Annotated in this window: 7 protein-coding genes and 1 pseudogene; 4 read left to right on the top strand and 4 right to left on the bottom strand. The window is 36.4% G+C overall.

The genetic code is table 11. The annotated features are described in order from the left end of the window. Positions 1-228 precede the first annotated feature (228 nt). Positions 229-1,482 (top strand): imidazolonepropionase, encoded by a 1,254-nt coding sequence (gene hutI / locus BXY64_RS18960; protein WP_120241549.1) that lies wholly within the window; start codon positions 229-231, stop codon positions 1,480-1,482. Positions 1,483-1,549: 67 nt separating this feature from the next. Here hutI and BXY64_RS18955 read toward each other — a convergent pair whose 3' ends face one another. Continuing rightward, entirely contained in the window at positions 1,550-2,290 is a 741-nt protein-coding gene (locus tag BXY64_RS18955) for an energy transducer TonB (protein WP_120241548.1), read from the bottom strand. A gap of 210 nt (positions 2,291-2,500) precedes the next feature. After that, complete coding sequence (locus BXY64_RS18950; RefSeq protein WP_120241547.1) at positions 2,501-4,378, bottom strand: helix-turn-helix domain-containing protein; 1,878 nt, start codon at positions 4,376-4,378, stop codon at positions 2,501-2,503. A 645-nt stretch (positions 4,379-5,023) separates the two neighbouring features. Between BXY64_RS18950 and BXY64_RS21575 the strand changes: the two are divergent. Continuing rightward, positions 5,024-5,752, top strand: a pseudogene (locus BXY64_RS21575) (DUF6261 family protein). Positions 5,753-5,892: 140 nt separating this feature from the next. Beyond that, complete coding sequence (locus BXY64_RS18935; RefSeq protein ID WP_120241544.1) at positions 5,893-6,819, top strand: M23 family metallopeptidase; 927 nt, start codon at positions 5,893-5,895, stop codon at positions 6,817-6,819. A 39-nt stretch (positions 6,820-6,858) separates the two neighbouring features. Here BXY64_RS18935 and odhB read toward each other — a convergent pair whose 3' ends face one another. Beyond that, positions 6,859-8,100 (bottom strand): 2-oxoglutarate dehydrogenase complex dihydrolipoyllysine-residue succinyltransferase, encoded by a 1,242-nt coding sequence (odhB, locus tag BXY64_RS18930; protein WP_120241543.1) that lies wholly within the window; start codon positions 8,098-8,100, stop codon positions 6,859-6,861. An 82-nt stretch (positions 8,101-8,182) separates the two neighbouring features. Beyond that, positions 8,183-11,035: a 2-oxoglutarate dehydrogenase E1 component gene (locus BXY64_RS18925; RefSeq protein ID WP_120241542.1), complete on the bottom strand. Its 2,853-nt coding sequence runs from the start codon at positions 11,033-11,035 to the stop codon at positions 8,183-8,185. Between the two features lie 249 nt (positions 11,036-11,284). Between BXY64_RS18925 and BXY64_RS18920 the strand changes: the two genes are divergently transcribed. Next, on the top strand, positions 11,285-11,944 hold the full coding sequence (locus BXY64_RS18920; protein WP_120241541.1) for a YiiX/YebB-like N1pC/P60 family cysteine hydrolase: 660 nt from the start codon (positions 11,285-11,287) through the stop codon (positions 11,942-11,944). Positions 11,945-11,946 lie beyond the last annotated feature (2 nt).

Below are 11,946 nucleotides of genomic sequence, written 5' to 3'. Positions count from 1 at the left end.
TTTACCCCTTAAAATTGAATGCGTAAAAATAGAAAAATATGTACAGAATCAGCGATATAAAATAATTTTAAAGAGCAGATCGAAAAGGTTTGCAATTTGTTCAGAATTAGATAATATTTGCATGTTAAAGTGAATGAGTGGATTTGAATTGAAACTGTGAAACCTTCAGTATTAATTCTTCTCTTCAAATTGTTCATTATGAATTGCTAATTATTAATCGATATAGATATGAAGTTGTTAATAAGTAATATAAAAACTCTTGTTCAGGTTGAGGAAATTCCACGTAAATGGGTTGCCGGAACTGATATGGCAAATTTGAATTGCATTGATAATGCTTATTTGCTTATTGAAGATGAAAAGATCTCTGATTTTGGCAAGATGGAGAATATGCCCAATTACGATGAAATGGAAGGATTCGATCATGTAGAGGAGATCGATGCTACAGGTCGCATGGTATTTCCATCGTTCTGTGATTCACACACACATTTGGTGTATGCAGGCAGTCGCGAGATTGAATATACTGATAAGATTAAAGGTCTTTCTTACGAAGAGATTGCCAAGCGTGGTGGCGGAATCTTGAATTCGGCTAAACGTATGCACGATGCTACCGAAGATGAGTTATACGAAGCTGCAATGGAGCGTATTCACGAAATCATAAGCATGGGAACCGGTGCAGTTGAAATCAAGAGTGGATATGGTTTGACAGTTGAAGATGAGTTGAAAATGCTTCGAGTAATCAAGCGAATTAAAGAGACAACTCCGCTAACCGTTAAATCGAGCTTTTTGGGTGCACATGCTGTGCCTGCTGAATACAGAGGTCGTCAGGGAGAGTATGTTGATTTGGTAATCAACGAAATGATTCCTATGGTTGCAGCAGAAGAATTGGCAGATTACATTGATGTGTTTTGCGATGAGGGATTCTTTACCGTTGAAGAGACTGATCGTATTTTGAACGCAGGGATGAAGTATGGTATGCGTCCTAAAATCCATGCCAATGAGTTGGATTACTCAGGAGGTATTCAGGTAGGAGTGAAATACAATGCTTTATCGGTTGATCACCTTGAGTTTGTTGGTGAGGAAGAAATCAAGTGTTTGAAAGATTCTGAAACCATGCCAACTGTATTACCAGGTGCAGCTTTCTTTTTGAATATGGTTTGTTCACCTGTACGCGATATGATGAATGCAGGATTACCAGTAGCTTTGGCTTCTGACTTTAACCCAGGTTCATCGCCATCAGGAAATATGAAATTCATTATGTCTTTGGCGTGTATCAATTACAAAATGTTGCCACAGGAAGCCATTAATGCTACTACCATTAACTCGGCTTACGCAATGGGTGTTCAGGAAGAGTTGGGAAGTATCGCTCGAGGAAAAATTGCCAATATTTTTATCACTAAAGAGATTCCTTCGGTTGAATTTATGCCATATGCTTATGGAAGCAATTTAATTGATGCGGTGATTTTGAGAGGACAAAGATTGTAAAAACTACACTTTATATTAAAAGAAACCTGTCAGCATGCTGACAGGTTTTGTTTTTAATAGCATCCAATTATTTTCTAATATCAAAGGTGATATATTCGGTGTCTGCTGGAATATTAACAGCATATTCAGCTTCGCAAAACTTGCTCAAGTAAGCATCGGAAAGTGAACTTCCCAAAGCTTTTAAACGATTCCAATCCTTACAAGCATCTTGGGTATTTCCCATTTTTTGATGTACCAACGATCTTTGGAAAATTAATGGTTCGCTGTATGGCTTATATACCATTGCTCGATTTAACAATCTTAAAGCTCTTTTGTTTTTGTTCTTGATGATATGACTTTTCATGCCTCTTTTAAACAAGCGTTGTGCTACATATAAATGATCGGAATTTTCAATTCTAAAAGCAATTGCAACTTCCTTGGTCATAGCAACAGGAATAGCATTATTATAACCTGGTTTCCACATTCCATCAGTTTTCTTTAAAACTCGTAAAACTTCATCGTCAATTTCTTCTGATATACTATTAATAACTTGAAAATCATCTAAACTTCCGTTTGGTAATACTGTGAATTGAATAATTTCTGTACCTTCTCGTAATCTTTTCTCTGACTCTTCAGGATATCTTATTTTGTCTGTGAAAAAATCATTTAGAGTAGTATAGTTCCTCATTTTTATTAACTCAACTGCTTCGCTCCCAATAAAAGTTGGTGGAGTTACATTAACACCTTCTAAAGTGTTTGTTCTTAGATCTTGCCCAAATGTAAAAAGGCCAAGAAATAGTAATACTGCTAAAAATACTGTTGTTTTCATGGCTTTAATTTTTTCGATTTTTTAACTTAAAGTTTACTTTTTTAGATAATGTAAAGTAACGACATAATGCTCTGAGGTACTTAGCAGTATGGTTGCAATTTCTTGCAATTAAAAAGGTGCACAGGTTGAATTGTTACAAGGAGGTTGCACTACACAAAAACTTGTAATTTAGTGGTTTATTACAACTATAAGTGTCTTTTAATTGTTGTGTTAATTCTTGGAGGAAAGTACTGTTTTATTATTTGGAAGGTTTAATTTTCGTAATAAATCATTGTAACGAGAATCGCGTCTGATATATTCTCCACAAGGATTAAAAACAATGTAGCTTGTTGGGTAGATTTTATTGGCACAAGCTTCATCAATTAGCTCAAAAGCTTTGTCGATAAAACCCAGATAAGATGCCATTATGCCCATGTGATATGGGTTTTGCTCATTAGGATTTTTGTTTAGTTTGTTCCATAAAGCCACAGCCTTGTCTTTTTGACCTGCTTTTACATAAGCATAGCCCAAAATGGTGTTCCAATGACAATTATTAGCAGGAAGTTTTTCGAAATAATCAATGGCTTTTTGATACTCCTTTCGTTGTATGCAGACCCATCCCAGGGTGGCAAGTCCATAAGGAACATTCTCTTTTAATTTTAAAGCTTTATTTGCCCATTTTTCAGCCTTATCGTATTGCTTGTCGTGATAATATAACAATCCAAGCCAAGAGGCATAAGCAGGAGAGAAAGGCTCAAATATTGTAGCTTGTCGGCCATGATGAATAGCCTTTTTTTTATCGCCGAATAAGACATGATACCAGGCAAAGTGAGCATGAATAACCGAATTGTTAGGGTTGTTCCTAATCGCATTCTCAAAAGTCTCTTTGGCTTTTGGCCAGTTCCAGGCTTTATACAAGTAAAGTAAAGCTAAAGCATTATAGGCTTCATCAATGGTTGGATCTAGTTTTAATGCTTTATTGGCTGAGGATAAAGCCAAACGAAAGGCATCTTTCGAATTTAATTCTCCGTGACCTCTAAAACCATAGCCAATAGCCAAACCAGCATAAGCCAATGGATCTCCTGGATCATTTTTAATTGCCCCATGTAAATATTGAATTCCCTTTTCGAAAGCCTTATGTGTTCCTTGGTTTAAATAATGCATGCCTTGCAGATAGGCTTTATAAGCTTCAGGATTTACCTTGCGAGTTTTTGATAGCTTAATTTTCTCTTTATCGGATAGTTCTAATTCTATTTCATCAGCAATGTCTTTTATCACTGAAGTTTGAATAGCAAATACATTTTTAATTTCATCCTTGTACTCTTTGGCTAACAGGTGTCGTTCCTCTGGGAAAACATCAATTAACTGAATTAAGATGCGGATGCTATCGTCAACATTAATTACCGATCCTTCAACAATGCAATTTACGTCCAACTCATTGGCAATATCACTTAATAGCTTTTGATCATCACGATACCTTAGTGTTGATGTTCGTGAAATTACGCGAAGGGAGGAAAATTGCCCGAGTTTGCCGATGAGTGCATCGTGCATGCCATCAACAAAGTAATTGTTATCAACACTACCAGTTAGGTTGTGTAAAGGAAGAACTGCTATTGATGATTCTTTTGAATTAAAGAGTCCAGAGATGTAGGCACCTGCAAAAAAGATGATGCATAGAATTAAAACAGGCAAAATGAATATACCATACCTATTGTGTTTTTCTGGTTTTATTCTCGAAAAGAACTTTGATTGACCTGTGGAGCTAACTTTAATTCCTTTTTTTATATCGCCTGGTGAAACTTTGTAACTCGATTTAAATACTTTGTTAAAATAGCTTGGATTTCGGAATCCAACCTGGTATGCTATTTCGGAAACTGTGGCTACATTGTTTTCGAGCATGGTTTTAGCGTGTGCTAACCTGATCTCTTTAATTAATTCGCTTGCAGATTTGCCACAGGTTTTGGTCAACTTTCTATGAAGCATAGATCTGCTAAGACCTACGTTTTGGGCCAATTCGTTTACCGAAAAATCCTCGTCAGCAAGATTTGCTTCAATGTTTTGGTGGATTTTTCTAAGAAACTGATCATCAATAGAAGACAGGTCTTTCATGCTGTGTAGATAATCATCCCTTAACTAAATTATTATAAAAATATTAGTTATCAGCCTTAGTTGCAAAGATACGAAATTATGATCATATTTTATGAGGGATTTTAATTAAAAAAATGTGGAAATCAGATAAATATTTTGGTTTAAATTTGAATTATATATTGATGTAAATTAGAGGAGGATTACACTACAAAATGATATCATTAATCCTTTTTGTTTCAATACAAAAATTACTCGCGAATTCTTTAATTGATAAGATTTGTATGCTTTGGCATTTGGGAAGGTTTAAATCATATTATTTCTTTCCATCCCCAGCTTGGGGAAGCTTGCTTTAATTTTAGAGAGGCATTCCCCAGTCGTATGTTAAATTCAAATAAATAATTTAACAAAAAAGGATAAATGCTTAAATTTAAAATAATTCATTTTAATTAAAAGTGAGATAATATTAATCCTAAATAAAACATTAGAAAAAAAAGAAGCAATTTACACTCCATTCTAATTTGAAATGGATGTTCCCAAGCTGGGGAAGCTTTGCTTCTATGCAAATATGGGTGCTTTTTGTTTGGGACAGGGAAAAACAAGTTTGGTATAGCTAATAAGAGTACAGGATACTTGAAACTACTTTAAAATTGATAATTAGAACTAATTATGAGTAAGAATATAATGATTTCATCTATTGATTTGTCGCATTTACACAATTTAGAGTTCTGCTCGTTTACAGAACATATTTTGGAAGCTCTAATGAAAGTAAATCAGGATCTTGATTTTCAAAAAGAATCGGATTTACTTCGAAGTGGGGTGGAACAATTCGATATCATTTTGAAGAAGAAAAAACTAAGTGCTTGCACAAAAAACGTAAATGAACTGGACAAAAAAAGATGTGCTTCTTTTACGGGATTGCTGCAATGTGTTCGTGGGTACACAAAACATTACAATGAGGATATTAAACAAGCTGCCGAAATTATTTGGGTAAGCATCGAATCGATGGGCAAACAGATTGTGTATCGAAATTATCAAGTAAAATCTGCTACCTTTTATTCGCTAACATTGGCTTGGTAAAATAAACCTGGATTTACCGAGGCGTTTGAAACTTTAGCCATGAGTGATTGGGTAAAGCATCTGGATGAAGAGAACAAGGCATTTGAAGCAGCTTATATGGAACGAATAACTGCGCAGGCAACTGCACCAAAAACCAAAATGATTGATTTAAGAGCCGAGTTAATTAAGGTGTACCGAACAGTTGTAAAAAAACTGGAAGCCTATTGCCTTTTTGAAAACGATGAGGTGATAGAATTATGCAAGCATTTAAACAAGTTGATTGCTGCCTACAATAAGGAATTGAACAGGAGAAAAAATAAAACTAAGAAAAAGGAATAGTTGTACTACTATTCTAGATTAGCTGTAAGTGTTGTGTTATAACTTTAATCTGTTAGATAGCATTTTACTTTGTTGTATTTTTATGTTTTAAAAAATAAAATGTACATTTGGAAAGTATATGATCAGTTAATATTACCTGTATGAATAAAATTGCCTTGTGTATTTGTTTTTGCTTGCTTGTTGTGGTAGGTAAAACATCTTTAGCTCAATCTGATATTGAGTTGAAATACGAAAGAAAAAGTGATAATAGTGTTGATTTTACCTATTCCAAAAAGGTTTATGGAACCTACTATTTGCTAATTAAATTTGATGATTTAACTAATGCCATGCAAACAAGTTATGGATCGCATGTAAGTGGACGTACAGGTCGTTTTTTTACTCTGAAACCAAAAAATCCGGCTAATGGCATAGGATTTTCTTATACTTACATTTATCAGAGGGGAAAGGTGAACCCTAAAGTTAAAGATGATATGGTTTATATGTTGCCTTTTAAACCAGCCACAAAAGTAAAAGTGCGTAAGGCAGAATACATGGGACTTACCTTTGGAAATGGTTCTCCTGATGATTTTAATGCATTTGTGTTTAATGTTGAAAAAGAGGAACCTGTTGTTGCTGCACGAAAAGGATTGGTAGTGCAAGTTGAAGATAAACATATAGCTGATACCACGCGAAAATACAGTTTTGTGAGTTCTACGAATAGAGTTCTTATAGAGCATAAAGATGGCACTTTAGCTGAATACTCTGGATTTAAATCAGGAACCATAAATGTAAAAGAAGGGGATATGGTAAACCCAATGGATCCAATAGGAATTGTGGGAAGGTTCGACTCTAATAAAAATTGCAGGCTGACATTAATGGTGTATTACCTTAAAACAAAAAAATTGTTTGATTCTAAGAAAGAAGAAAATAAACACAATCAATACGGATATGTGAATCCAATTTTTTGTTACAAAGGAGGTAAATCTTTGTTGCTTCCAAATAATTACTATTCGTCAGATTGCAATGATGAGTTAATAACTCAAGAATTTAGCAGACGAGAAAAAAAGAAATATGTAAGTAAATTATAAAAAGAAGAGCGATGAAATTTCATCGCTTTTCTTTTATTTCTATAATCCCAGCAGCATGCTATCCGGATCTTTTCCATCGAACAACATCTTGTGTGGGTTTTCAATCATTTCTTTAATTTTAACCAGAAAGCCTACCGAATCCTTACCATCAATCACACGGTGATCGTAGGAAAGGGCTATGTACATCATCGGGCGAATTTCCACCTTGCCGTTAACAGCAACTGGTCGCTCAACAATATTGTGCATTCCTAAAATTCCCGATTGCGGAGGGTTTATAATTGGAGTACTCAAAAGAGATCCAAACACACCACCATTGGTAATGGTAAAGGTTCCGCCCGTCATTTCATCAAGGCTAATTTTACCTGCACGAGCTTTGGTTGCCAGTTCCATTAGTTTCTTTTCGATATCAGCCAATCCTAAGGATTCTGCATTTCTGATAACAGGAACCATCAATCCTTTTGGTGTTTGCACGGCAATGGCAACATCGGCAAAATCAGGCGTTACAATTTCTTCGCCATCAATCATCGAGTTCACCATAGGGTGAGCCTTTAAAGCTTCGGTAACTGCTTTGGTAAAGAATGACATGAAACCCAATTTGATATCATGAGTATCAACGAATTTTTTCTGATATTTCTTTCTCAGTTCCATTACGGCACTCATGTCAACCTCGTTAAAAGTGGTTAGCATGGCAGTTTCGTTCTTCACCGATACCAAACGAGCACTCAATTTCTTACGAAGATTAGTCATTTTGGTGCGCTTCTCTTCACGCGAAATTTCCTTAGGAGCAGCAGCAACTGTTGCAGGTTGATTGTTGGTATGATCAACAACCGCCTGAATGTCCTTTTTCGATAATCTTTGCAAGCCTGCAATCACATCATCAACCGAAAGCTGATTCTCTTCCATCAGTTTTTTGGCCACAGGAGAAATTTTTACATCCTTGTAATTCTCCGATTCGATATTGGCTGTAGGAGCTGAACTTGCAGGTTCTTTTGCTTCAACAACTTCTTCTTTTGGAGCTGCGGCCTTTGGACTTGGAGCCTCGCCTGCAAAACTGGTATCAATTTTACAAGCCACCGAACCAACTTCTACGGTATCGCCTTCTTGCGCAAGAATTTCAATTTTTCCGCCTTCGTCGGCAACTAAAGTTAGCGTTGCTTTGTCAGATTCAATCTCAGCAATGTCTTGATCTTTTTCTACAATATCGCCATCGGCAACAAACCAATTGGCTATTTCAACTTCTGAAATGGATTCTCCAGGACTTGGTATTTTTATTTCAATCATTTGTTATTTCGTTATTGTGTGATTTTGTTATTGTGTGAATGAGGAAATATGGAATTCTTTACACAAACTTTTTCCTTGGTTATTACATTAGAAGTTTGCTCTTCTTCTCCTCAAAGTACTCATGTGTCTGCAGAATTTCTTCATGCGAACTTCCCTCAACACATTGTAACCCGCAATACTTCAATTTTCTATCGCAGTCACATTTTCTAAATACTTTGTTGATGATCTCGCTTTGTCCAAGCATATGGATTTTGGCCAATCCTGTTGCCGGACTACCACTAGCCTGACGAGCTACAGGAACCAATTTGACCTCTTTGTTGCGGAAGTTATAATTCATAAATGTCCAAGCTCCCATATTCTCAGGTTCTTCCTGAACCCATAAATGAAGGATAGCGTTCGGATATCTTTCCAAAACTTTATCAACTTGCTGATGTGGGAAAGGATACAATTGTTCCATTCTTACCAAAGCAATATCCTGGGCATTTAGCTTTTCTTTCTGAGCCAATAAATCAAAGTATACTTTTCCTGTACAGAACACAACTCTTCTTACTTCTTCCGAGATTACGTTCTTGTCATCAATAACCTCCTGAAATTTACCTTTTGCCATTTCGTCCATGCTGGAAACACAAGCTGGGTGACGAAGCAAACTTTTAGGAGAGAAGCAAATCAAAGGTACTCTGATATCTCTTTTTACCTGTCGGCGCAACATGTGGAACAAATTGGCTGGAGTAGTTGGGTTGGAGATTTGCATGTTGTTGTGCGCACAAAGTGTTAGGAAACGTTCCATTCTTGCACTTGAGTGCTCGGCACCCTGTCCTTCGTATCCATGCGGCAAATACATCACCAAGCCATTCTTAATTCCCCACTTGTCTTCGGCAGCACTAATGTACTGATCGATTACCGCCTGCGCTACATTGTGGAAATCGCCAAACTGCGCTTCCCAAATGGTCAATCCAGAAGGATGCGCCAAAGCATATCCATATTCATAACCCAATACACCATATTCGCTTAATGATGAATTGTAAACATGGAATGGAGCCTGATCTTCAGAAAGATTTTTAAGTGGGAAATATTTCTTATCGGAATCCTCAATCACCAAGGCTGCATGTCGGTGCGAGAAGGTGCCACGCTCAGAATCCTGACCACTAATTCGAACTGAATTTCCTTCGGTCAACAAACTTGAGTAAGCCAACATTTCACCCATTGCCCAGTCAAGCTGATCGTTTTCCACCATTTTCTTTCTATCGCCCATTAACTTTCCAATCTTCTTGAAGAATTTTAAGTCTCCAGGTAGAGAAGTAAAGTTATCCGCTAATGATAGCAGTGTTTTTTTATTTACACCAGTTTCAGGAGAAGATTCAAAATCAGATTCAACTGAATATCGAATGCCTTTGTAATAATTATCCAGGAATGGTTGAATAATAACCTTATCGAATGTTTTCGAAAGTTCAAATTTATCATCCAACAGTTTGTTGTAATCCGAATTGATCGTCTTCACTTCAGGTTGAGAGTAAACACCTTTCTGAATTAAATAATCCGCATAAATGTCTCTAGGGTTTTTATGCTTGGCAATCTCCTTGTATAATATTGGCTGGGTAAAACGAGGTTCATCACCTTCGTTATGCCCATATTTTCTGTACGATAGAATATCAATGAAGACATCAGTATTAAATTCCTGACGGTATTCCATTGCCATTTTAATGGTAAAAATCAATGCTTCAACATCATCACCATTCACATGAAAAACAGGACAGCGAGTTACCTTGGCTACATCGGTACAGTATGTACTCGATCTTGCATCCAGGTAATTGGTTGTAAATCCAACCTGGTTGTTAATCACCAAATGGATGGTACCACCTGTTTTGTATCCCTTCAGTTGAGACATTTGAATGATTTCGTATACAATTCCCTGGCCGGCAATTGCCGCATCACCATGTATCACAACAGGAACCAATCGATCTTGGTTGCCTTCGTAATCATTGTCAATTTTTGATCGTGAAATTCCTTGTACTACAGCACCTACTGTTTCCAGGTGAGATGGATTTGGAGCCAAATGCAATTTTACCTCGCTGCCATCGTCCGTTTTTACAGTATTGCCATACCCCAGGTGATATTTTACATCGCCCAGCGCAATGTCTTCTTCATATTCTTCACCAACGAATTCCTTGAAAATATTTTCGTAAGGTTTCTCAAGAATATTGGCCAGAACATTTAGTCGGCCTCGGTGAGCCATACCAAAGATGAACTCCTGAACTCCTAACTCGGCACCACGTTCAATCATGGCATCCAAAGCAGGGATTAGTGTTTCTGCACCTTCCAATGAGAATCTTTTTTGTCCCACAAACTTCTTGTGAATGTAATTCTCGAAGCCAACTGCCATTCTTAAATGGTAGTAGATGTGCTTGCGTTGTTCATCGGTAAACTGTGGAGTATTCTTCGAACTCTCCATTTTCTTTTGCAGCCATCGCAACATTTGCGGATGACGAACAAAAACATATTCAGCACCTACAGATTTACAATAAGTATCTTGCAGGTGGGCTACAATATCTTTTAATTTTGCTACGCCAATACCAATTTCTTTCCCGGCATGAAATGGAGTTTCCAAGTCAGATTCTGCCAGATCGAAATTTTCAATATCCAGAGTAGGAAAGTATTTTCTTCTGGTTCTAACCGGATTGGTTTTGGTAAATAAATGCCCCCTTTGGCGATAAGCCTGAATCAAGTTCATTACATTGAATTCCTTGCTCATTGATTCGCTGGCCGGCAAGCTTTCGCTACTTTCTTGTTTTATCGGAAAATTAGCCGATGCGAAATCGAATCCCTGGAAAAACGTTCTCCATGTTTCTTCCACCGAATAGGGATCTTTCTTATAGGATTGGTATAGCTCGTCTATATAGTCGATTTCACTATTACCCAAAAAACTGAATTTATCCATAGATTTGTTTGTTGTACTTGTCTGATTTTTGTTGTCGCTTAAACAAATGTATTAATTTTGAAATGGAACAAGTAAGGATAAACACGAATAAAAGACCAAAAGGTCATCTTTTTTTCTAATGAGCTTATAGACATTTTCTATGAGCTGATATTGTTTAACATTTGCAGAAAAAATACAGAGCTATTTTTTCGTTTGTTGCATTTTCCAATTAATTTAGTTTTGCATTCAAAAACATGAATATTTAATAGTATGACATTTCTTCGCACGATATTAACAGTGCTGGTATTTCTACATTTTTTAAGCTGTGATAATTTACAAAAAAAAACGCAGTTTGAATTCCGTAAAGGCGACCTAATTTTTCAGGATTTGAATACCGATTCCATTTCAGAAGCCATAGAATCGGTTACAGGAGGAGAGAAGAAGCTGAATTTTTCTCATGTTGGCATTGTAGATGTTGATTCAAAAGGGAATATTTATGTGCTGGAAGCCATATCGAAAGGGGTATCTTTAACCCAATTGGATAGTTTTTTGCTAAGGAGCAATAAAGTTGCCATTGGTAGATTAAATACCAAGTTGAATACCAGAATTGATGCAGCCATGACTTATGGGAAAGCCTTATTGAATTTTCCCTATGATAATATTTATGTAATGGGTGATTCGACCTATTATTGTTCCGAGTTGATTTATGAAATGTTTGTAAATACTGGCGATTCAACAGAAGTATTTCAATTGAATCCCATGACATTTAAGGACAATGAATCAGGTGAGTATTTGCCGTTTTGGGTAGAATACTACAAGAATCTGGGCGTAGATATCCCGGAAGGAAAACCTGGATTAAATCCCAATGGAATGTTTCAATCGCAAAATATTGAAATTGTGTTGCCATATGGAAATCATCAATTTAACTAATC

This window comes from Marinifilum flexuosum (assembly GCF_003610555.1).
GTDB lineage: Bacteria > Bacteroidota > Bacteroidia > Bacteroidales > Marinifilaceae > Marinifilum > Marinifilum flexuosum.
The sequence above is the reverse complement of the archived record's forward strand: the minus strand, read 5'-3'. Positions and strand labels throughout refer to the sequence as shown.

What these genes read in the sequence shown, in the direction of transcription:
- odhB (WP_120241543.1), bottom strand. Translation starts at nt 8,100, where the DNA reads ATGATTGAAATAAAAATACCAAGTCCTGGAGAATCCATTTCAGAAGTT.
- BXY64_RS18920 (WP_120241541.1), top strand. Translation starts at nt 11,285, where the DNA reads ATGACATTTCTTCGCACGATATTAACAGTGCTGGTATTTCTACATTTT.
- BXY64_RS18925 (WP_120241542.1), bottom strand. Translation starts at nt 11,035, where the DNA reads ATGGATAAATTCAGTTTTTTGGGTAATAGTGAAATCGACTATATAGAC.
- BXY64_RS18955 (WP_120241548.1), bottom strand. Translation starts at nt 2,290, where the DNA reads ATGAAAACAACAGTATTTTTAGCAGTATTACTATTTCTTGGCCTTTTT.
- BXY64_RS18935 (WP_120241544.1), top strand. Translation starts at nt 5,893, where the DNA reads ATGAATAAAATTGCCTTGTGTATTTGTTTTTGCTTGCTTGTTGTGGTA.
- BXY64_RS18950 (WP_120241547.1), bottom strand. Translation starts at nt 4,378, where the DNA reads ATGAAAGACCTGTCTTCTATTGATGATCAGTTTCTTAGAAAAATCCAC.
- hutI (WP_120241549.1), top strand. Translation starts at nt 229, where the DNA reads ATGAAGTTGTTAATAAGTAATATAAAAACTCTTGTTCAGGTTGAGGAA.